At 44.2% G+C, this 23,123-nt stretch carries 15 protein-coding genes; 6 read left to right on the forward strand and 9 right to left on the reverse strand.

Annotated elements, in window-relative coordinates; genetic code table 11:
* Positions 1 to 27: 27 nt before the first annotated feature.
* Both GJV22_RS16665 and rlmH read right to left on the reverse strand, forming a co-directional pair.
* The gene (locus GJV22_RS16665; RefSeq protein ID WP_163716427.1) at positions 28 to 3,690 is read right to left on the reverse strand and encodes a sensor histidine kinase; all 3,663 of its coding nucleotides are present in this window, start codon (positions 3,688 to 3,690) and stop codon (positions 28 to 30) included.
* 9 nt (positions 3,691 to 3,699) lie between these two features.
* Positions 3,700 to 4,173 carry a 23S rRNA (pseudouridine(1915)-N(3))-methyltransferase RlmH gene (gene rlmH, locus GJV22_RS16670; protein ID WP_163716430.1) on the reverse strand — a complete coding sequence of 158 codons (474 nt, stop codon included), beginning with the start codon at positions 4,171 to 4,173 and terminating at the stop codon, positions 3,700 to 3,702.
* Positions 4,174 to 4,384: 211 nt separating this feature from the next.
* On the opposite strand from rlmH, the gene GJV22_RS16675 reads away from it, so the two are divergent.
* Positions 4,385 to 4,777 carry a DUF4783 domain-containing protein gene (locus GJV22_RS16675; protein ID WP_163716433.1) on the forward strand — a complete coding sequence of 131 codons (393 nt, stop codon included), beginning with the start codon at positions 4,385 to 4,387 and terminating at the stop codon, positions 4,775 to 4,777.
* Between the two features lie 2 nt (positions 4,778 to 4,779).
* The gene (locus GJV22_RS16680; protein ID WP_163716436.1) at positions 4,780 to 5,784 is read left to right on the forward strand and encodes a YihY/virulence factor BrkB family protein; all 1,005 of its coding nucleotides are present in this window, start codon (positions 4,780 to 4,782) and stop codon (positions 5,782 to 5,784) included.
* Positions 5,785 to 5,801: 17 nt separating this feature from the next.
* Here GJV22_RS16680 and GJV22_RS16685 read toward each other — a convergent pair whose 3' ends face one another.
* The 5 genes from GJV22_RS16685 to GJV22_RS16705 form a co-directional block, all read right to left on the reverse strand.
* Complete coding sequence (locus GJV22_RS16685; protein WP_163716439.1) at positions 5,802 to 6,674, reverse strand: rhomboid family protein; 873 nt, start codon at positions 6,672 to 6,674, stop codon at positions 5,802 to 5,804.
* An 87-nt stretch (positions 6,675 to 6,761) separates the two neighbouring features.
* The gene (locus GJV22_RS16690; RefSeq protein WP_163716442.1) at positions 6,762 to 7,502 is read right to left on the reverse strand and encodes a rhomboid family intramembrane serine protease; all 741 of its coding nucleotides are present in this window, start codon (positions 7,500 to 7,502) and stop codon (positions 6,762 to 6,764) included.
* Positions 7,503 to 7,581: 79 nt separating this feature from the next.
* Entirely contained in the window at positions 7,582 to 9,459 is a 1,878-nt protein-coding gene (mutL, locus tag GJV22_RS16695) for a DNA mismatch repair endonuclease MutL (protein ID WP_163716445.1), read from the reverse strand.
* 9 nt (positions 9,460 to 9,468) lie between these two features.
* Complete coding sequence (locus tag GJV22_RS16700) at positions 9,469 to 9,765, reverse strand: hypothetical protein (protein ID WP_163716448.1); 297 nt, start codon at positions 9,763 to 9,765, stop codon at positions 9,469 to 9,471.
* Positions 9,766 to 9,884: 119 nt separating this feature from the next.
* Positions 9,885 to 10,691: an ion transporter gene (locus GJV22_RS16705; protein WP_163716451.1), complete on the reverse strand. Its 807-nt coding sequence runs from the start codon at positions 10,689 to 10,691 to the stop codon at positions 9,885 to 9,887.
* A 150-nt stretch (positions 10,692 to 10,841) separates the two neighbouring features.
* Between GJV22_RS16705 and GJV22_RS16710 the strand changes: the two genes are divergently transcribed.
* The 4 genes from GJV22_RS16710 (at position 10,842) to GJV22_RS16725 (ending at position 21,372) form a co-directional block, all read left to right on the forward strand.
* Complete coding sequence (locus GJV22_RS16710; protein WP_163716454.1) at positions 10,842 to 12,380, forward strand: YifB family Mg chelatase-like AAA ATPase; 1,539 nt, start codon at positions 10,842 to 10,844, stop codon at positions 12,378 to 12,380.
* 141 nt (positions 12,381 to 12,521) lie between these two features.
* Entirely contained in the window at positions 12,522 to 18,083 is a 5,562-nt protein-coding gene (locus tag GJV22_RS16715) for an alpha-2-macroglobulin family protein (RefSeq protein WP_163716457.1), read from the forward strand.
* Positions 18,084 to 18,146: 63 nt separating this feature from the next.
* Positions 18,147 to 20,516 (forward strand): penicillin-binding protein 1C, encoded by a 2,370-nt coding sequence (gene pbpC, locus GJV22_RS16720; protein WP_163716460.1) that lies wholly within the window; start codon positions 18,147 to 18,149, stop codon positions 20,514 to 20,516.
* 190 nt (positions 20,517 to 20,706) lie between these two features.
* Entirely contained in the window at positions 20,707 to 21,372 is a 666-nt protein-coding gene (locus GJV22_RS16725; RefSeq protein WP_163716463.1) for an inorganic pyrophosphatase, read from the forward strand.
* A gap of 65 nt (positions 21,373 to 21,437) precedes the next feature.
* Here GJV22_RS16725 and GJV22_RS16730 read toward each other — a convergent pair whose 3' ends face one another.
* Together GJV22_RS16730 and GJV22_RS16735 are read right to left on the reverse strand one after the other, a co-directional pair.
* Entirely contained in the window at positions 21,438 to 22,319 is an 882-nt protein-coding gene (locus GJV22_RS16730) for a hypothetical protein (RefSeq protein ID WP_163716466.1), read from the reverse strand.
* 299 nt (positions 22,320 to 22,618) lie between these two features.
* Complete coding sequence (locus GJV22_RS16735; protein WP_205461919.1) at positions 22,619 to 23,113, reverse strand: dihydrofolate reductase; 495 nt, start codon at positions 23,111 to 23,113, stop codon at positions 22,619 to 22,621.
* Positions 23,114 to 23,123: the final 10 nt, after the last annotated feature.

Raw genomic sequence — 23,123 nt, forward strand, 5'->3', positions numbered from 1 at the left:
TTTAGGGCAATTGTTCTTTGGTGAATCTTATTCAACATCGATGTAGCGTGGAATCTCGATGTAGAAGGTTGTTCCTTCGTTGAGTTCGGAATCAAACCAGATTTTACCGTTTGACGATTCCACAATTTTTTTCACAATGGCCAGACCGAGCCCCATACCACTTGTTTTAGTCGTAAAATTGGGTTGAAAAAGCTGCTGCCTGATGTCTTCCGAAATTCCGCTTCCATTATCTTTCACCGCGATGGTTGCATGCGTGTCGGTGCAATTTAAGCGTACAACGACCAGCCCTTTTTTCCCCGAAGGGATTGATTGCATTGCGTTTTTAATCAAATTAATAACTGCCCGCGATATTTGTTCTTTGTCGGCATAAATGGCAACTTCATTTTGGGTACACGAAGCAAATTCAACTTTCATTTGTTTCGACGACTCAAAAAGATTAACAACCTGCTTCAGACGATCAACAAGGTTGAAGACATCATTTTGAGCATTCGGCATCTTGGCAAAATTCGAAAACTCAGTTGCAATATTCGAGAGGTTATCAATCTGTTCAATCAGCGTAGCGGTCACACGCTTGAAGATCTCGTCGTATTGATCGCTATCACTTTCTTTCGCCCGTTGCAGGTGTTGAATATGCAGTTTCATCGGCGTGAGTGGGTTTTTAATCTCATGGGCGATTTGCTTCGCCATCTCGCGCCAGGCCATCTCACGCTGTGTTCGGGCAAGCATGTCGGCACTGTCGGCCAGTTCTTCCACTTTACGATTGTATTCACGCACTAAAGCGCCAATTTCATCATCGGCATTGTAGCTGATTTGTTCATTCTGCTTGTCAAGCTGCATCCCTTTCAGGCGCTCCCGAATCAGGGTCAATGGGCGGGTGATCTGGTTAGCCAGTAAAAGTGCCACAACTACACTAATAAAAAAGAGCAACACATACAGGTTGATGAAGGCAACAATGAAGGTCGTTACTTCCTGACGCAGCTCATCGCCACGGGTGAAATAAGGCAGGTTGATAAAGCCCAGGTATTCTCCGCGGTTGTTAATAATCGGTTCGTAGATAGACAGAAACGAAAGGTTGCCGATCTTCTCCGGTTGAATGATGCTGATCTGGTAATTCTCGGTTAACTCATAGAAAGCTTGCGCATTCATTCGGGTCGAAATAATGCCCCGGTTGAAAACCTCCGGTCTTGACGAAGCAATTAATTCACCATTAAAACTGTAGATATTAATATCTGTTCTGAAGATATTAGAGAGCTCACCCAGATCTTGCCAGAGCCAGTCCAGAATGTCAGGCGTAAACGCGTCGACATCTTTTAGGCGAAGGTTGATTTCTTCGGCGATCGATTTCATTTTCTCGTTCAGGTCAAACTGGTGCTTGTTTTCGTACTCGCGCAGGTTGTAATAAATTGTTCCCGAGGCAACCAGCAAAAGCGAAAAGAGGACGATCGCAATAATTGAAACCTGAATGCGGAATTTCAGGTCGTAAACAAGCGCCTGTGTCCGGTAGTTGGCATTGCCGATGAAAACAATCAGCAAAATAAAAACGAAGTAGAAAACAAACAGGTACGGAAAGGAAATAAGATAGGCAACAAACTTGAACGATTTGGTGCTCACAATGATGTAGTTGTCATTCCCGAGGCTATAAATCAAATGGTCGTAACCGTCCCAGCTTTTTTCGGTTAGTCCCCGTTCTCTACTTCCAATGTCGTAGGTACTGATATAATAATTGTATTGGTAGTCGCCACTCAGGTAGACCAGCTCATTTTTATAATATTTGGCGTAGGAAAAATAGCGATAGCGAGTTGGCTCCTGCAGCGATTTGTCCAGTAAAAGTTCCGGGAATCCGACCCCCTCAGGTAACAGTTTCGACTTTAATTCGATGAAAACCGATTGTCCCAACGGATTGGACACGAGCGGGTAGGTGAATCGCCCGAAATAGGAGATTCTACCGTTCATATTGTCCATGTAGTAAAAGCTGGTGCCCGGAATTTCAGTTCCCGATTCTTCAATCATTTGCTCGAAGAAAGGGTAGCAAGGTACCAGCTGGTTGTCGGGTTGGACAAACAGGCTGTCGCCTCCGTCGCAAACGGTCACCCAACTGTCGTATTTTCGAAAATAACCGCCGAAATAGTTCCGGTTGATATAGTCCTCTACGCGCTCGTATTCTTTGGCTTCCAATAGTGCCGGTATAATCGAATCGACACTGATTTGCTGTTGCATCTCTTTTAAGAAAACTTCAGCGGCGGGGTCGTGCTCGGAGTAAAGTGTAATGGCCATCAACTTTTGGACCTGTAAGCGCCTGGCATTATTATTCGACTGGATGATGACGAGCGAAAAGAACGTGTACAAGGATACAAAATAGATGATGAAGGACAGGGAAACCCGCTTTAGTTGTGTTTTCTGTAAAACGAATACCGATAAATTGGTTACCAGGTATAGCGTAAACATAAACAGGTTGGTGTTTTTGAAAAAGAAACACAAGGGGACCATCACCGCAATCGACGAAATGTGAATCAAAAAGAACATGCGGCGACGGATAAATCGATCGGCAGTTTCAACAACTTTCAGGTTGATAATGAAGGCGGAAAAGAAAAGTAAAGCGATGATGACATAGCCAATAATGCTATACATATTAATGTCGTCAATCCGGTTGAGTTGAAACGAAAAACTGGAATTTCGGATCAGGTTCTGGATCAGAAAATTGATCGTCAGATAAAACGTCATGATAAAGCTGAATGCTAAAATCAACTCGTAGGGCTTTTTCTGCTTGCTGAGCACAAAGTCCTTGGAGAAATTGAAGCTCCAGAAAAAGATAAAAACAGTGAGCAACAGTAAATCACCCAGTGATGGAAGCCAGTAGGAATAGGCGTAAAGCGAAGGGCCGAATAGTTCAAAAAACATGCAAAATCCGGGAGCATGAAAAAGTATTCTGATCCAGTAGAGGGCGAATAAAACCATTCCCAGAATGAGCACCCGGAGGATGAAATGTTCGTGTTGATGACGTTTAAAGACTATCCGGGCGAAAATTAAAAACATCAAAAGGGCCAGACCATAAAATACAGACGGCCAGATCAAGGTCGATTTTCGGATAAAGTTGGCGTTTCCGGGAACGAGTGAAAACAGGAAGTTCCCATTTTTGTCGTGAACCGGGAGGCCAACCGATGTTTTGATTGTCTTTATGAAGTAATCATCGGGTACGTCAAAATCGTCATCAAACTTATTTTGAATGAATTCATTTTCGAGTGCGTAATTGTCCTTTAAGTGGATTAAGCCATAAATGGTGTATGGCGCACATTCCCTTTTTTCAATATAAAAAATTCCGTTCGGAAGGTAAACCAGGTTTGTGTTGTGGTCCTCTGCAAAGATGCCTGAAAACGCAAAGTGATTTCCAGTCCAAAAAACTAACTCTCTTTGATTGGTGACCAAAAAGCCAAGTCCTTGTTCCTGATAGGTCGGGAACAGATCGTTGAAGTTGTTTTGGAAATTCCCGTCAAAATCGGGCGACTCAATGGTTTCACTGATTCCATCGAGGTACTGTTGCAGTTTTGCCTGTTTTTCCTGGAAAACTTTCTCAAATTTCCGTTCAAGTGTTGTTTCATGATCTTTCTGAAAAGCAATGCTTTCGGTTAAAATGCCCATTGAAATCAGGACAAGAGATAACAGTAAAAAAGCATAGTGTTTCAGAATCTTCATAATGGCGCTTTATTCGTGATGATAGGGTTCACCTTTCAGGATGGTTAGTGCCCGGTAGAGCTGCTCACAAAAAATGAGCCGAACCATTTGGTGGGAGAAGGTCATCCGCGACAGACTGATTTTCCCATTAGCTGCTTGGTACACTTTGGCCGAAAATCCGTAGGGGCCACCAATACAGAAAATGAGATTTTTAATGCCACCAAGCATCTTCTTTTCCAGGAATCCCGCAAAATCAACCGATCGGAATTCATTTCCACGTTCATCCAGCAAAATTAATTCGTCACCTGCTTTTAGCTGGGCTAAGATTAATTCTCCTTCTTTTTCTTTTTGCTGTTCTTCCGACAGGCTTTTCGTGTTTTTTATATCCGGAATGATTTGATATTCAAAAGGTAGATAGTGTGGTATGCGGTTTTGAAACAGTTCAAGCCCTTCCTGTAAATATTTTTTATCGGTTTTACCAATAACCACCAGCTTAATCTTCATAGGGTGTTCGCGTTGGAAAATTGTTAACTTTACAAGGTTATATGTCCAAAATTAGTATTTTTCGGCTATTTGGTACAATTTATGTTTCTACTGCGTGGTATTATCACGGATGAAGCGATTCTAAGGGAGTTTATTCAATAGTGATGTTTGGCGATTATCTTGAATAATTTAAAGAAGCAACATCTGGTGATTAATTGTAATTAGAAATTAAATGAAACGGAATTTTATAAAAACGTTACTTGTTTCACTGGCTTTTGTATTAACAGGATATTTGGGAATGGCTCAAATTCCCGATGAGCTTATTTTAAGTTTTAAAACCGGAAATGCTTCAACATTGTCAAGCTACTTCAATCAGAATATTGAACTGTTTGTTGTCGATCAGGATGATGTGTACAGTCGGGCCCAGGCCCAGCAAATCGTGTCTAATTTTTTCAATCAGAATAAGGCAAGCGGATTTTCCATTATTCACCAAAGTGGAAAGGAAGATACGAAGTATGCTATTGGTAAATTAACGACCAATAAGGGCGTTTACCGGGTTTCTTTTTTAGTAAAAAATGACAAGGGCAAACCTGTCATTCATCAATTGAGAATTGAAAAACAATAAGGATGAACAACCGGTATCATCGGTTAAAGCGCTTTTTTCTGGGCTGGATGATTCGTGCAAGGAAGGTTACCCTTCCGGGGTTCGATAGAATTCCGTTGTACGATGTGATGTTGTTTTTCTTTCGGAGTATTCAAAACGGAGCGATAACGACCCGTGCGTCGGCAGTTGCTTTTAGTTTCTTTTTGGCGGTCTTTCCGACGCTGATTTTCCTGTTCACCATGATTCCATATGTGCCGATTAAAAATTTTCAGGAAGAGCTTTTTTTGTTGATCCAGGGAGTTTTACCGCCACATACTTTTCAAGCTGTTGACGAGACAATCAAGGAAGTATTGACACAGCCTCGTAGCGGTTTGCTGTCAATTGGTTTTTTCATGGGGCTTATTTTCTCGACTAACGGGCTGGTGTCGATGATGAATGCTTTTGATGCGTCGTTGCATATTTTCGAGAGTCGTCCCTGGTATATGCAGCGCCTGATGGCTATCGTATTGCTCATCATTTTGGCTTTTTTGCTGACGATTGCAGTCGGTTTGATAACCATCGGCCAAGTGATGATTAATTACCTCGATGCCAAAGATCTGTTGGGAAGTGATTTTACCTATTACCTGCTAACCTTCGGTAAATGGATTGTTATTATTGCCCTGTTTTTCTTTGCCTATTCCTTTTTGTTCTACCTGGCACCAGCCAAAAAGACCCGTTGGCGATTTATCTCGGTTGGTGGCACCATGTCGACCATTCTGAGTTTGATAATTCTAGCCGGATTCAACTATTACATTACCCGCTTTAGCCAATACAATAAGCTTTACGGCTCAATTGGAGCTTTGCTGGTGGTGTTGTTGTTGTTGTATTTATTTTCCCTGGTACTGTTGTTTGGCTTCGAGTTGAATGCCAGTTTGAACGCTGCGCGCAGACAAGGTAAAAAGCGAATTGTTCGCCGTAGTAAAAAGAAAGGGAAAAGCCGATTGCGTTATCATTTAGGTTTGAAGAAGAGGAAGATACACGAATCGTGAAATTCTTTTGATCGCCGCTATTTCCCCATTTTGAAGAGCAATTCTTTTTCTTCCTTTGTTAACGAATCATAGCCTGATTTACTGATTTTGTCCAACACCCGGTTAATTTCTTCCTGTTTCACATTTTTCTTGCGGTTGTATTCAATATCCGGGTCGGATGATCCGCGGTAGCTAACCTTAACGTGTTGTTTGGGCTTTAATAGTTTTTCTCCGCCGGTAACTAATTTGCTAAATCCCGTTGTGATGTCTGTCCCTTTCCGAAGAAAAACAACGAAAATAAAACCCAGGAATGCTCCGCCTAAATGGGCCAGATTTCCACCCGCATTCGAGCCGGCAATACCAATGACATACAGCACAATGCTGAATAAAGCCAGGTGTTTCATCTTAATTTGCCCAATAAACAGCAGATTTATTGGGTGATTAGGCGCATAGGTTGCGACAGCTGCAATAATGGCCAATACCGAGGCCGAAGCACCCAGCAAACGTGAAAACTGAACAATGTCGCTAAAAGCCGGGAATAGGTTGTAGGCGAGCAAAAAGAAGACTCCTCCAGCCAAACCTCCCAAGATATAAATAGCCAATAATTTTTTCGGGTCGAAATAGGTCAGGAAAATCCGTCCCATCCAATACAACCAAAGGACATTGAAAAGTATATGCAGGAAATCGAAGTGCAGAAACATGTAAGTAAAAAGCGTCCATGGCCTCGTCGCCAGTACGCTCACATCGGCCGGAAGTGCCAACCATGGGAGGATCGGAAGATCTTTGCCAAGCAAGAAGAAAACCACATTGATTAAACGGATCAGTACGAAAACGCCGATGTTCACATAAATCAATCTTGTGAGTACTGATCCCTTTCGAAACGATTCTTTTATTTCATCAGTAATGCTCATAATCCGCTAACTAAACTTTTTGTTCTCAATTTTACTCTTCTTATTCCTCAATCAGATCTTTTTCCAATATTCAGTAGGTTTGAAATCTTAATAAAAGTGGCTGCTGTTTTTATTCCAGTACTTAATCAACAAGTACCCAAATAACATTCCACCCAGGTGTGCAAAGTGCGCAACGTTGCTTCCCGGACGAGCTAATCCCAAGTATAATTCAATTAAACCGTAACCGATAACAAAGTACTTGGCTTTGATTGGTATTGGTGGAAAAAGTAACATCAATTGCGTATTGGGGAAAAGCATTCCGAAGCCTAGCAGAACACCAAATACAGCACCGGATGCACCAACGGTCGGGACATTTAAAATCGCATTTAGCTGTCCCATTAACGGGTCGGTATAGTTTTTCCCTTGTTGCCATATTTCAACACCTTGTTGCATCACAAGGTCAATATTTGCCTGGCTCATTTGGGACGCGACAGATCTAAATTCGATATAATTAACGAAAGTATGCAATGCCGCAGCACCCAGACCGGTTACAAAATAATAGATGAAAAATCGTTTCGGCCCCCAAACACTTTCCAATACACGGCCAAACATCCACAAGGCAAACATGTTGAAAGCTAAATGCATAACTCCACCGTGCATGAACAGGTGGGTCACTAATTGGTAGGGTTTAAAAGCCGGAGATCCGATGTAATGCAATCCCAGTATGGAGGTCAGATTAATGCCGCGCATTTGAAGGATATAGGTGGCCAGCAACATCAGTGCATTAATAATGATCAGGTTTTTTACTACTGGTGGTATGTTGGCAAACGGGGATCGAATGTTGTTCATAGTCAAAATTTATGTGGATGTTACAAGAGCCTTGCCAAAAGCTTATTTCTTACAAAGAAAATGAATACAGGCCAAAATGTCACTTTAACAGTTTTTCAAATTGCTCGACTGGCATAATTGTTAACACTTGTTTCCCGGTTGGGGAAAAATTAGGTGTTGTACACGCAAACAACTGGTCAATAAGTTGGTTCAACTCTTCAGTTTTCAAAACATGTCCGTATGAAATAGCCGAAGCGCCTGCCAGCGAAGCTGCAATCTGTTCTTTTGCTTTCAGCTGCATATCAACGGCGGTATTTTTCAGGTCATCCAAAAGGCTTTCAATAATTTCCATTGGAGACAGGTTTTCGAGGATTCCCGGAATTCCGTTGATGACAAAGTTATTGGCAGTGGGCTCTTTCACCTCAAAACCCAAAGCTCTCAAGTCACTCAGTACCGAGCGCAAAAGTTCTGCATCCGATGCTTCCAGTTCGAAGTTGTGCGGAAATAAAATTTGCTGGCTGGCTATTTGCTGGTTCGCCAACATGGCCATGAAGTTCTCGAAAAGAATGCGTTCGTGTGCCCGTTTCTGGTCAATTACCATCAAGCCCGACTTAACCGGTGTGAGGATGTATTTATTTTTAAACTGAAAACATGTTCTCCCGGAGAAGAAATCAGCCTGATTGATTTGCAGATTTTCAGATTCTTCTTCTTCTTGCTTAGCCGGAGGTTGAATGCTGGTTTCATGATTTGGGTTTTCGAAGTCACGGTAAAGCTTTTCCCAGTGTTGTACTTGTTCGTGCTTACTGCTTGAATGAGGATGAATCGGGCCACCTCCGCTACTACCGGGGATATTTCTCACTTCAACATTGAACGGGTTGTAGGACGGATCAACATGAATCCTTGGCATTTCGATACCTTCACTGCTTTTTGGGGCAATTGGAATATCAATGCTTCCCGCCTGATCGAAATCAATGGAAGGCATAACATTGAACTTGCCCAAAGCCTCCCGAACCGAGGCTTGAATAATCTGCCAAATAGCTGACTCGTTTTCGAACTTGATCTCCGTTTTTGTAGGATGAATATTGATGTCAATGCAATCCGGATCGACATCCAGGTACAGAAAATAGGATGGGTAACTTTCCGGAGCCAGAATTTTTTCGTAGGCCTGCATAATGGCGCGGTGGAAAAACGGGTGTTTCATAAAGCGGTTGTTCACGAAGAAAAACTGCTCCCCGTAAGTTTTCCGGGCATACTTGGGTTGGCCGATAAATCCTTTGATTTTCACCAAACTTGTTTCGGTATTGACCGGAACAAGGTTTTGGTTGATGGCTTTGCCAAAAATTGCGACAATTCGTTTCCGGGTATTGTCACCACTAGCCATTTCGTAAATGGTGTCGTGGTTATGAATCAATGAAATGCCAATCTCCGCATTGGCCATTGCAATGCGCTGAATTTCATTGATAATGTGCTTTAGTTCTGTTGAATTGGCTTTCAGGAATTTCCGGCGGGCGGGAACATTGAAAAACAAGTTCTTCACCAGGAAATTTGTTCCGTTGGCACTTTGGGTTGGCTCTTGTTTCAAAACTTTGGAACCGACAATGTTGATGTAAGTTCCAACTTCAGCTTCGTGTTGTTTGGTATGTATTTCAACATCGGCAATGGCGGCAATCGAAGCGAGTGCTTCGCCACGAAATCCCATTGTCCGAATTGAAAACAAGTCGTTTGCTGACCGTATTTTTGAGGTTGCATGGCGTTCAAAAGCCATTCGGGCATCTGTTTCAGACATGCCACAGCCGTTGTCGCTCACTTGAATTAGTGTGCGGCCGGCATCTTTGATATTTATGGTTATTTGGGTTGCTCCGGCATCGATCGCATTTTCAACCAATTCTTTGACTACAGACGCAGGTCGTTGGATTACTTCACCCGCTGCAATTTGGTTGGCTACCGCGTCGGGGAGCAGTTGAATAATATCAGGCACAGAGTTGCTTTAAAATTTTAAAATCAGGTAAACAGCAAGCGACAGAATCAGAATAAAGAAAATCAGCCGTGTGTTCGACTTGCGACGCGATTCTTCCGCTGATTTTGAAAAACCGCCCATGGTATTACGAAATTGACCGCGGATATTAGCCCGGTGATTCGGATCCCATTCTTTTTTTTCATTCATTCCCAACTCAGCCTTAATGCGATCTTCCCGATCTTTCAGCTCCTCCTTTTCCTGGTCATAATACCGCGTGGTGATATTAAACCTTTTGGCCCTGGGTGTATGGAAAAACTTTCCAATCATAGTTTCTAGTTTATTAGAGTGACCCGCAAAAGTACAAAAATCACAACAGATCAAGAAGTCCTAATTGTTAAAGGATGTCAACTTTTTACCTGTTGTCCTTCAAATGGTTTTACGGGCAATCAGTTATCTTCGTTCAGCCTGCCTCCACATTTCTTACAGTAGAGGGCGTCGTTGTCATGTTGGTCGTACAAACAGTGCGGACAAACCTGGGTGTTTGTATCACGGGAACCCCGTATGATCTCAGAGGTTACAATGCCTGTAGGGACGGCAATTATAGCGTATCCAACAATCATAACGAAGCTGGCCAGTAATTGTCCTGTCGGGGTTTCGGGAGATATATCGCCGTAGCCAACCGTTGTCATGGTTACAATAGCCCAGTAGATACTCGCTGGAATGCTTTTAAAACCGTGTTCTGGTCCTTCAATCAGATACATCAGTGTTCCAACAATAATGACTAGATTGACCACGAAAAAGAAGAAGACAAATATTTTTTCGCGACTAGACCAGAGTGCTTTGCCCAGGTTTTGACCGGCTTGCGTGAAACGACTGAGCTTTAAAATCCGAAACACCCGCAACAAACGAATTGCACGGATCACCATCAGGCTATGGCTGCCAACGACGATTAGACTCAGGTAAGTCGGTAAAACAGCAAGCAAGTCGATAATACCATAGAAGCTGAGGATGTAAGTCCATGGTTTTCGAACAACTGCAATCCGTAAAATATACTCGATACTAAAAAAGATAGTGATGACCCATTCCAGTATGTGCAGGGTTTCACCGTATTGCTGATTAATACCGACAACACTTTCGAGCATAACCAAAACGATGCTGGCTAAAATAATGAGTAAAAGCACTACGTCGAATGCTTTTCCGGCAGGTGTGTCGGCTTCAAAAATAATTTCGTAAAGTTTTTTTCTGAGACTCATGGATAGATTGGATCGGGTTGAATGCTTAAAGATAAGAAATCAGCTCTAAAATTAGAGATCAGCAAAAAAGCTTCTTTTGGCGAAGGACTTGCTATTTATTGTTAATCGACGTAAATTTAAATAAACTGATTCAACCTAACTCCTAAACTCATGATGATCAAAACTTTTGCTTCGGCCGTTCACGGGATTGATGCGACTACTATTACGGTTGAGACCGACGTTTCTCAAGGGATCCGGTTTTCGCTTGTCGGGCTACCCGATAATGCCGTCAAGGAAAGCCAGCAACGCATTGAAGCAGCTCTGCGCTTGAATAGTTACAAATGGCCACGTCAAAAAATTATTATCAACATGGCTCCTGCCGATTTGCGTAAGGAAGGATCATCGTACGATTTACCGCTGGCCATTGCCGTCTTGGCTGCTTCAGAGCAAATATCTTCCGAAAAATTGGAAAAGTTTGTGTTGATGGGCGAATTGTCGCTGGATGGCACGCTCCAACCCATTAAAGGTGCCTTGCCAATCGCGATAAAAGCACGGGAAGAGGGTTTTGAAGGATTTATCCTGCCGGTGCAAAATGCGCGCGAAGCAGCAGTCGTTGATCAACTTAAGATTTATGGAGTTGAGAACATTACGCAGGTTGTCGATTTCTTCAATGAGGAAAGCGAACTGGAAGAGACGGTCGTCGATACCCGGGAGGAGTTTTACAAGATGTTGAATGCATCTGATGTTGATTTTTCGGATGTGAAAGGGCAGGAGAATGTTAAGCGGGCATTGGAGATTGCCGCTGCCGGTGGGCATAATGTGATCATGATTGGGCCTCCTGGTGCGGGGAAAACCATGTTGGCAAAACGGATACCAACCATTTTGCCGCCTTTCACGCTTCATGAGGCATTGGAGACAACCAAAATTCATTCGGTGGTTGGGCGAATAGACAAGGAGACTTCGCTAATGACTGAACGGCCATTTAGAAGCCCGCACCACACGATTTCAGACGTTGCGCTTGTTGGTGGCGGCACTTATCCGCAGCCGGGGGAGATTTCATTGGCTCATAATGGAGTGTTATTTTTAGATGAGTTGCCGGAATTTAAGAGAACGGTTTTGGAAGTCATGCGACAGCCTTTGGAAGATCGGAAGATAACCATTTCACGAGCGAAGTTTTCAGTGGAATATCCAGCCAGCCTGATGTTGGTCGCCTCAATGAATCCCTGCCCTTGTGGCTATTACAATCACCCAACCAAAGAATGTGTTTGCGGCCCCGGCATGGTTCCAAAGTATTTGAATAAAATTTCGGGTCCATTGTTGGACAGAATCGATATTCATCTGGAGGTAGTGCCCGTTCCGTTTAAAAAGTTGTCTGAACTTAATGAGACGGAAGGGAGTCAGGTTATTCGGGAGCGGGTTATTCATGCCCGTCAAATTCAATCAGAACGCTATAACGGAATGGACGGTATTTTTTGCAACGCGCAAATGTCGTCGCGCCAAATTCGGGACTATGTGCACTTGGATTCAACCAGCAATACTTTGTTGAAAAATGCGATGGAGCGACTTGGCTTATCGGCTCGTGCTTACGATCGCATTTTACGGGTAGCCCGGACCATAGCCGACCTGGAGAATTCCGAAACAGTCGAAAGCCCGCATATTTCCGAAGCAATTCAGTATCGCAGTCTTGACAGGGAGAGCTGGGGAAGTTAGTCGTTCAGTGCTATGTGAAAAGCAGCTGAGCGAGATTTCCAATTCGGTCTAATTTTTGATAGTAATTAGTTTACATCATTGTTAATATTTATATTTTAGTGCATCTAAAAAATAGTATCACCCAAGCCAAATAAAATTGCCATGAATCGTATCATTCGCTATCCCCTTATTTTATCCATTTTTTTAATCTTATTTGCCTCTTGCGGCGAGAAAAAATCAAAGCAATCTGCGACGGTTGATAGTGGCTACACACAGTTTGTTCGGAGTTATACGAGCGGGGTTATTTCGTGCAAAGCTCCAATTCTGGTCGAGTTTAATCAAGATCCATTACATCCGGAGCAGCCGGGTGTCGATGTATCAGGCGATTTAATCAGTCTTTCACCGAACGTGAAGGGGCGGGTTCAGTGGGTTGATGATCATACGCTGGCTTTCCTGCCCGATGAACGAATGAAATCGGATGCTGAATATACCGTGAATGTTGCTCTGAGCAAAGTGCTGGCGGTGCCCGAAAAATATAAGGCAATGCAATTTGTTGTGAAAACCATCAAGCAGTCTTTCAGTTTAAACAGTCTGGGTGTTAAGGCATATGATAATCAGAATCTTAAAATCCAATATTTGTCTGGTGTTGTGTACACGGCAGATTATGGCGATCAAAAAAGCATTGAATCAATTGTTCGGATTAAAAAGGACGGTCAGTCAATACCGGTAATTTGGGAGCATGATGCCGACGGAAAGAAACATACTTTTCGGGCGGATAGTCTGGTTAGAACAGCTAATGCTCAGAAGCTTTTGGTGAAGTGGGATGGTCAATCGATTGGAGATGATAAGCGAGGTGAAGAAGAAGTCGAATTGCCGGCTTTGGATGTTTTTAAAGTTGTGGACGTTCGGGTAATTCAGCAACCCGAGCAATATCTGTTGGTGCGCTTTTCCGATCCGCTGTTGGCTAATCAGAATATGGAAGGACTGGTTACTATTGATAAGATTGACAAATTACGTTTCCAACTCGAAAACAACGAACTGAAAGTATATTTGCCTTCGCGGTTGGCAGGCGATCATGAAGTCTATATTTCGGGAGGAATTCGCAATGCCTTAAACTTTAAGTTGAAGGAGTCGACCAGCATGCAAATACGGTTCGAAGATTTGAACCCTGCTGTTCGCCTTGTTGGCAAGGGAACGATCGTGCCGTCATCGAATGAGTTAATTTTTCCTTTTGAAGCTGTCAATCTGAAAGCCGTTGATCTTCGTATTATTAAGATTTTCACCAATAATATCCACCAGTTTTTTCAGCAAAATAATTACGGCGAGAATTCGGAACTTAAACAGGTTGGGCGGTTGGTTTACCAACAACGAATTGATTTGAATGTTGCATCGTTCGCCGAACTGAAAAACTGGAGTACCTATCATGTTGATCTGACCAAACTCATCCAGATTGAACAGGGAGCCATCTACCGGGTGCAGTTGCGTTTCAATAAAGATTATTCGCTATATGGCTTGGAACAAATGTCTGAAGCTACACAGGTTTCGCCGGTTGACCAGTGGAAGGCGGAGCAGGAGCAGAATGAGGAGATGGCAGAGTGGGATCAACCGGGATGGTACTCGGATTATTATTACCCGGATGGCTATGAATGGCGCGAACGCGAAAATCCGGATCACGTTTCATATTTCAATTCGCGTCGGTTTGTTGCCCGAAATCTGTTTGCGACCAACTTGGCAGTGATTGCTAAGAGTGGATCAAATGAAACGATGAACTTCGCAGTGACCAACTTGAAAACGACTGAGCCGGAATCCGGCGTTACGCTCAAGATATACAACTTTCAGAAGCAGCTGATGGAGACGCTGACAACTGGCGCGAATGGTTTGGCTAAAGTAAAATTGAAAAACAAGCCCTTCTTGTTGGTCGCCGAGAGAAACGGACAGTTTGCCTATCTGCGACTGGATGATGGTTCTTCGTTGTCGCTCAGTAATTTCGATGTGACCGGAAGTGTGGTTCAGAAAGGAATTAAAGGCTATGTATATGGTGAACGGGGTGTTTGGCGTCCCGGTGATCAGATTTTTCTCACCTTCATTTTAGAAGATAAACAAAATAATTTGCCGGATAGTCACCCGGTCATTTTTGAGCTGATCAACCCCAAAGGACAAACAATTAGCCGGCAGGTGAAAACCTCCGGCACCAGCGGGTTCTATTGTTTTACCACAGCAACCGAACCTGAAGCGCCCACGGGTAACTGGACTGCTGTGTTGAAAGTTGGTGGACAAAGCTTCCGGCAGCGCATCAAGGTGGAAACGGTAAAACCCAATCGTCTGAAAATTGATTTAAAATTTGAAGCCGATCCTCTTTGTATTAATCAGGAAAATGCAATCGGTAGCCTGAAAACGGTTTGGTTGCATGGAGGGACGGCTAAGAATCTGAAAGCGCAGATTTCGCTCAGTTTCTCGAGAGCCAAGACAACTTTCAAAGGCCTATTCAACTATGTTTTTGACGACCCGGCAAAGAATTTTTATGCCGAGGAACAACCAATTTTTGATGGTAACGTGGACGAAAAAGGGGTTGCTGCTATTCGGTTCAAATTACCTCAAATGACATCCGCGCCGGGGATGCTTAATGCACATTTCAATACCCGGGTTTATGAGGAAACCGGCGATTTCAGTATCGACGTGCAAACGGTTCCTTATGCACCTTACGCATCGTTTGTGGGCGTTAAACTTCCGGCTTCCGATTCTAATTGGTACAAAACCGACACCTCATATCCACTCGATATTGTAACGGTCGACCAAAAAGGGAATAAAATTGATCGAAAAGGTCTGGAAGTGACCGTCTATAAGGTGGATTGGCATTGGTGGTGGGATTCGGGAGAAGACAATCTGGCCCGCTACGTTAATAATTCCTACAAAAAGCCGGTGATGCGGACCGTGGTCAATACCGTGAATGGGGTAGCCAATCTTTCGCTTAAAATCAAATACTCCGATTGGGATGATGATGGGCGCTATCTCATCCATGTGAAAGATCCTGAAAGCGGACACAGCACTGGCCTTACTGCCTATTTCTCGAAATGGGGATATTGGGCTGCCGATGGCATGCAGGGAGCAGCGACCATGTTATCTTTTAAAACCGATAAGGAAAAATATAACGTGGGTGAAAAAGTGACAGTCACCATTCCTTCGGGTAAAAACGGCAAAGCACTGGTGAGCATTGAAAACGGCTCGGATGTGCTGGATTTGTTTTGGGTGGATACAAAAGAAAAGAATACCAATTTCACCTTCGATACTAAGTCGGAAATGGCGCCTAATGTGTTCGTTCATATTTCGCTCATTCAGCCGCATGCACAAACGGAGAATGATGCACCAATTCGTTTGTATGGCGTTGTTCCTGTTCTGGTTGAAGACCCGAACACGCACTTGTCGCCTGAGATTAGCATGGCGGATGAGCTGGCTCCTGAAAAAGAGTACGAGGTAAAAGTGTCGGAAAAGGAAGGCAAAAAGATGACTTACACTTTAGCGGTAGTTGACGAGGGGTTGTTGGACTTGACACGTTTTAAAACACCTGAGCCATGGCCGGCATTTTATGCCCGCGAAGCGTTGGGGGTGAAAACCTGGGACTTTTACGACGATGTGATTGGGGCCTATGGCGCCCGTTTGGAACGCGCTTTTGCCGTTGGTGGGGATGAAAATCTGGCGGCTGCAAAACGGAAAAAAGTAAACCGATTCAAACCGGTTGTTTCATTTATTGGTCCCTTCACGCTTGAGAAAGGAAAAACAAACAGCCATAATCTGCAAATGCCCAATTATGTTGGTGCTGTTCGGGTGATGGTTGTTGCCGGCGAAAACGGAGCGTACGGGAACACGGAGAAATCAGTGAAAGTACTGAAGCCGCTCATGTTGTTGGCAACGCTTCCGCGCGTACTTGGGCCGGGCGAAGAGGTAAAATTACCCGTTAACGTGTTTGCCATGAAACCGGAGGTGAAGAATGTAAAAGTCAGTATTCAAACAAACGAACTATTGACGCCCGTTGACGGAAGTACACAGCAGGTTCAGTTTACGGAGGTGGGTGATCAAATTGCCGGATTTAAATTGAAGGTAGCCGAAAAAACCGGAGTGGGAAAAGTTATTGTAACCGCCGAAAGCGCTAGTTTCAAAGCGAGCTATGAGATCGAAATTGAAGTGCGGCCCTCAAATCCACGCGTGGTAAATCTGCAGGAAAAAGTGGTTGAGCCGGGGAAAAACTGGGATGTAGCGGTTGCCGCACCGGGAATGGAAGGAACCAACAGTGCCCGGCTGGAACTATCAACGATGCCGCCGATTGACTTAAGTCGTCGACTGAACTTCCTGATTAGCTATCCACATGGTTGCATTGAACAGGTGACCTCGGGCGTTTTTCCACAACTGATGCTCAATCGACTGACGACCGTTTCGGACGAGCAGAAGCAGAGTATCGAAAGTAATATTCGCGAAGCGCTGAATAAGTATACCCGCTTTCATACCTCCGACGGTGGCTTTGGTTATTGGCCGGGAAATCGTTATTCGTCGGAATGGGGAACAAACTATGCCGGTCATTTTATGCTGAAGGCTGAAGAGGCTGGTTATAGTCTTCCTTTTGGCATGAAGGACAAATGGCTGAACTACCAAAAAAATGCGGCCCGCAACTGGCAACGATCCGACAGAGCTTATCAACGCTCGGAGCTCATTCAGGCTTATCGTTTGTACACGTTGGCTTTGGCACAATCGCCCGATTTTGGTGCGATGAACCGTTTGCGCGAAGAAAATAATCTGGATCAGTTGGCGCAATGGCGATTGGCAGCTGCCTACGCGGTAGCTGGTCAGCCCGAAGTCGCGAAGAAAATAGTCCGAAATTTAAGTAAAAGCATCAAGCCCTTCCGGGAACTTTCGTATACTTTTGGATCTGATGTTCGTGACAAAGCGATGATTTTGGAAACATTGGTGCTGTTGAATAACCAGACTGAGGCGTTCCCATTAGTCACCGAGCTTTCAGAGGAACTATCGTCCGATGAATGGATGAGCACGCAAACGACTGCTTATGCGTTACTGGCTATCTCCGAATTTGCAGGAGAGGGTAAGCTGGAGGATAATCCACTAAAAGCGGAGGTTGCTTATAATGGAGAAGCTGCTCAATCAGTTTCATCCACCACTCCTGTTTGGCAAGGCGAAGTAAGTTTAACGAATAATAAAACAGCCAGGGTGACGGTTGAAAACCAAACCGAGAAAGTGATGTATGGCAGGATAACGACCGATGGTATTCCGGTTGCCGGCGATACAACTTCAACCCAAAGCAACCTATATATGAATGTGCGTTACACTGACATGCAAGGGCAAGGGCTCGATCCGGCAAAGCTGATTCAAGGAACTGATTTTGTGGCAGAGGTTAGCATTCAAAATCCGGGACAGCGGGGTGTTTATAAAGAAATGGCGCTGACCTCGATTTTTCCTTCAGGTTGGGAGATCATCAACAGCCGGCTGAATGACGTTGACAGTCTTTTGAAAAGTGATGCCTTCGACTACCAGAATATTCGCGACGACCGGGTATTGACCTATTTTGAGTTGAATCCAAATGAAAAGAAAACGTTCCGCATCCTGTTGAATGCGGCTTATGAAGGGCGATTCTATCTGCCTTCTGTTCAGTGTGAAGCGATGTACGATAACCGTATTAACTCCCGCAAACCCGGTAAGTGGGTCGAGGTGGTGAAGTAGCCAGCAAGAGGAATAGCGATTCTGTAACAACTTTAGAAAGTCGTATTATTGAGATTTAGCTTGATGAATAAAGTGCTGGAAAAGATAAAACCAAAACACTGGTTTGGTGCTGTCATTTTGATGGCAGTTTCTCTGTTTTGGTGGGTCAGTTTGCCGTCATCTTTATTTTCTGACCCAACATCAACCGTGATCGAAAGCCGGGATGGCGAACTTTTAGGTGCCCACATTGCCGCTGACGGGCAGTGGCGGTTCCCGGAGGTTGAGGCCGTCCCTGGAAAATATAAGACCTGTGTGTTAGCTTTCGAGGATCGGCGGTTTTATTATCACCCTGGTTTCAACCCGGTCTCATTAGTCCGGGCGTTGGTGCAAAATGTACTGCATGGGCATGTGGTGAGCGGCGGTAGTACCATCACCATGCAGTTGATGCGGCTTTCCCGAAAAGGCAAAGCTCGTACGATTTGGCAAAAACTAATCGAGCTGATGTTGGCGGTTCGGGCCGAGCTTTCCTATTCAAAAGAAGAATTGCTGAAATTGTATGTCTCGAATGCGCCGTTTGGGGGCAATGTGGTTGGTTTGGATGCTGCTTCGTGGCGCTACTTTGGACGGCGGGCTGAAGATCTCTCCTGGGCCGAATCGGCTACTTTGGCTGTTTTGCCCAATGCGCCATCACTGATTTATCCGGGTAAACAAAATGAGCTTTTGCTGCAAAAACGAAACCGGCTGCTGAATCTTTTGTACAAGCGTGGGAAACTGGATGAAACGACACTAAACCTGGCTAAGTTGGAGCCGCTGCCTCAGCATGTCTATGCGATTCCCCAAGCTGCACCGCATTTGCTCAATCGGATTCTGAAAGAACACGAAGGTGACCGGATTCAGACGACAATTGATCGCTCGCTGCAGCGTCATGTAAACGAATTGGTGAGGCAGCATTTGGTGAGTCTGAAAGCAAATGAAATTCATAATGCCGCCGTGTTGGTTATGAATGTGGACCGGGGGGAAGTGTTAGCTTATGTCGGTAATTCGCCCGACCGGGGAAAAGGGCAGCATGGCGAGCAAGTGGATGTAATTGCGGCGGAGCGAAGTTCGGGGAGCATCCTGAAGCCCTTTTTGTATGCCGCGATGCAGGATGACGGCCTAATTTTGCCGTACACGCTAATCCCGGATATTCCAACCCAGATTGGCGGCTTCAGTCCGCAAAATTTCAACCTGCAATTCGAGGGCGCAGTTCCGGCGGCCATGGCCTTGTCCAAATCACTCAATATTCCGGCCGTGCGCATGTTGCGCGATTTTGGCGTCGATCGGTTTTATACGGTGTTAAAAAAGCTTCATTTTTCCAGCATAGATCAACCGGCCAGTCACTACGGGTTGTCACTTATTTTGGGTGGGGGGGAAGTGAAGTTGTGGGATCTGGCCGGCGCTTATTCTTCCCTGGCCCGTTTACTCTTGCATTATGAAGAGTACGATGGGGCTGCCTTCCAAAACGATTTTCGCCTGCCGAGCTATCAAGCTAAAACGTACTCGAAAGAAGAAGTGTTGGACACACCAATCTCAGCTGGCTCAGCATGGCTGGTTTTCGATGCTTTGCTGAAAGTAAACCGGCCCGACGAAGAGTCGGGTTGGGAGTCGTTTGCTTCTACCCGGCAAGTGGCCTGGAAAACAGGAACCAGTTTTGGTTTTCGCGATGGCTGGGCTGTTGGTGTAGACCGGAATTACCTGGTTGCTGTGTGGTGTGGTAACGCCGATGGTGAAGGTCGTCCCGGGCTGACAGGTACCTCTGCTGCAGCTCCGCTGATGTTTGATGTTTTTAACTTGCTTCCGTCCGGGAAATGGTTTACGCAGCCGGTTGATCAGATGGCGCAAATTCCGGTTTGTCATCTGAGTGGTTACCGGCCGGGGAGTTATTGCGATCAGGTCGATTCGGTTTGGATAATGCAAAAAGGATTGAATACCAAAGCTTGTCCGTTTCACCGTTTGGTGCATCTCGATCCTTCCGGTCGTTGGCAGGCTACGACCAACTGTTTTTTTGCCGATGAATTACTGCACCAATCCTGGTTTGTATTGCCTCCGGTTATGGAATGGTATTACAAGCGGCGCAACCCGTTTTACAAATCGTTACCACCTTTTATGCCGGGATGTTCAACTGAAATACAAGCCGTGATGGAAATGATTTATCCGCAAGAGAGTAATCAGGTTTTTGTGCCCGTTCAGCTGGATGGAAAACCGGGGCAAGTGATTCTCGAAGTGGCGCATTCGTCACCCAATGCTACGATCTACTGGCATTTGGATAACACATATTTGGGGCAAACGGGTGGAAAGCATCAATTGCCGATTAGTCCTGAAGAGGGAGAGCATCTTTTAAGTTTAGTGGATGATCAGGGAAATACGCTGAGTAAGAAAATTACGGTTGTTAAAAAAAGAATAAAATTGCAGTAAGAATTGAACCATTGTGCTTTGCTTGAGGTTTGAGTCTTGTAGCTTGAAATTTCAAGCGGGTATTCGTTCAATTTGGCTTGCAAAACAGTTGACAGAACGGTATCTTTTCAAAAATTTATTGAATTCGTGTGGCTCACAACAACTTTTTACAATTGGCAGGGTTACACATTTAAGTTGTAAATAAAAAGATATGGTTGATAGATTGTCTGATCCTATCGGGCGGTTGATGGGACTTCGTTATAAGTCGCATCCCTGGCATGGTGTCTCAATTGGCCCAGGAGCCCCCGAAAAGTTAGTTGCTTTTATTGAAGTAGTGCCAACTGATACTGTAAAGTATGAAATAGACAAAGACAGTGGCTATTTGCGTCTCGATCGTCCCCAAAAATATTCCAATGTTGTTCCGGCTCTTTATGGGTTTATTCCGCAAACATTTTGTGGCGACTCAGTTGGTCAATATTGTATGGATAAAACTGGTAAAACCGGTATTCGTGGTGATGGCGACCCTATCGATATTTGTGTGCTTACGGAAAAAGATATCACACATGGGGATATTCTGGTGCATGCACGTCCGATTGGTGGTTTCCGGATGATTGACGGGAACGAGGCTGATGATAAAATTATCGCCGTTTTAAATAACGACGTGGTCTATGAAGGTTACAAAGATGTGAGCGATCTGCCGGCAGTTGTTGTCGAGCGATTAAAGCATTACTTTTTAACCTACAAAGATATGCCCGGAAAAGATAAGGATACCGAAATTACCCATCTGTACGGGGCAAATGAAGCTTATACGGTCATTAGGAAATCGATGGATGACTATCAAAAAAGATTCGACAACTTAGGTAAGTTGCTCTATTAATAAAATACGAAAGGCCGGATCAACCGGCCTTTCGTATTTTATATGGAGATATTTATTTTCGAAGCTCAATTACTCGCATTTGCATTGTTGTTTTTTATTGTGCGCTTGCGATCAAGGTTGATTTCCTTGCTGTCGTTGTTTTTTGTGATAGTAGCCTTGTTGTCGCAAGTGCCATCGCCATAGTCGAGTGTGAAAACTAATTCACCGTTGGTCTGGATATCGATCTGGCCACTTACAAAATAACTGCAGTCCAGCTTGGCAGTTAGTGGATCAACTATCGTTTTTGAATAGGTCATCCCCTCGGATGTTGTATCGGTAATTGAACCTGTTATCTGCAGAATGTTGTCATCCGAGACATCGGGCGTATCAAAGCCTGCAATAAACGATCTTGTTTTTTCCTGAACGCGTTTAATCCAAAATCCATCGGACCATGTAAAGGTCAAATCGGAACTCGCAGAGAAACCGTAAACCCCGTTTTGACCTCCCTGAAAGGTGATAACCAGCGTGCCGCTGACCTGAATGTCGTCAATCACGAAATTTTCAAAAGTTATTGTTTGGGTGGCACCTTCGTCCATCCAAGAGCTAGTTTTATAAATGTAAACGATGCCGCTGATGTCATGTTCGCGTTTCCCCTTGCAGCCATCCTGATAGTCTATCGTTACGGTTTGTGGAAACCGGGCCTCCGTTTCGCGGCCGACTGATATGGTCGGACAAATAGGTTTGGCTTTGGTAATCAGTCCGTCCAGTATTTCTGAACTGGCAGAAATCACATCAATATTCACCTCAATCGCCTCTGTGAGCATATCAATCTCACTTTCGGTATAAGCTAATTGAAAACTTTCTTCTGTAATTTGAGGGAGGTTTTCTTCATCCTCTTCTCGTTGGATGTCTTTATGACATGATGCAAGACTTAAAGCCAACAAAACCAACAGGTAGATCTTTTTCATGTTTTGTGTTTATCGAATTTTCAATTTCAATAGCAAGTAACGACTATTTTTTTGTTTAGTTACATTGTTGTTTTATATTTTTAAGCAGTTTTATATCAAGTTGATGGTCTTTCGATTGATTGAGGTGGTTTTGTAAAGTTTGGAGAGTGTGCAGAATTGTTCAACCACTGCGAAGTGAACTTATTTTCAGAACGAAACAAAGCGGGAGCTTCTTTTTAGAGCAACAATGATTTTTCCGGAAGTCTTAGTTCGTCCGGAAATTTAAGGATAGTGAATTACAGGCAGTCTCTCTATTTGGCTTATTTGCGAATCAAGTTAATGTACGAATACTTGAAGTTGTTTTTTTCGTCTTGTAAGTCTTCCCGGGATTCTTCATCCCAGTCTTTTTCATTGAGCACCCTTAAAAAGGTATCAGCCTCGAAATCGCGATGTACTTTAGTGAGGTATATTTTCGCGCAGATGGGGTAAAATTGTTCGTAAATAGTACCACCGCCAATGACAAAAGCTTCAGCTTCATCCTTTACTTTTTCAAGTGCTGCTTCGATTGAGTTTACAGTTTCACAGCCTTCGAATTGGATGTTCGGATCACTTGTAATAACAATGTGTCGGCGGTTAGGTAGCGGCCATTTGGGAAGCGAAAGCAGTGTCTTCCGTCCCATGATGATCGCGTGTCCGCTTGTAATGTTTTTGAACCGTTTCAGATCTCCCGGAAGATGAAAAAGCAGATCGTTGTTTTTACCGATCGCTCCATTTTGCGCCATGGCAACGATCATGGAAATATTTTGATGGATCATAGTGATTAAG

The organism is Mangrovibacterium lignilyticum (genome assembly GCF_010882175.1).
Lineage (GTDB): Bacteria > Bacteroidota > Bacteroidia > Bacteroidales > Prolixibacteraceae > Mangrovibacterium > Mangrovibacterium lignilyticum.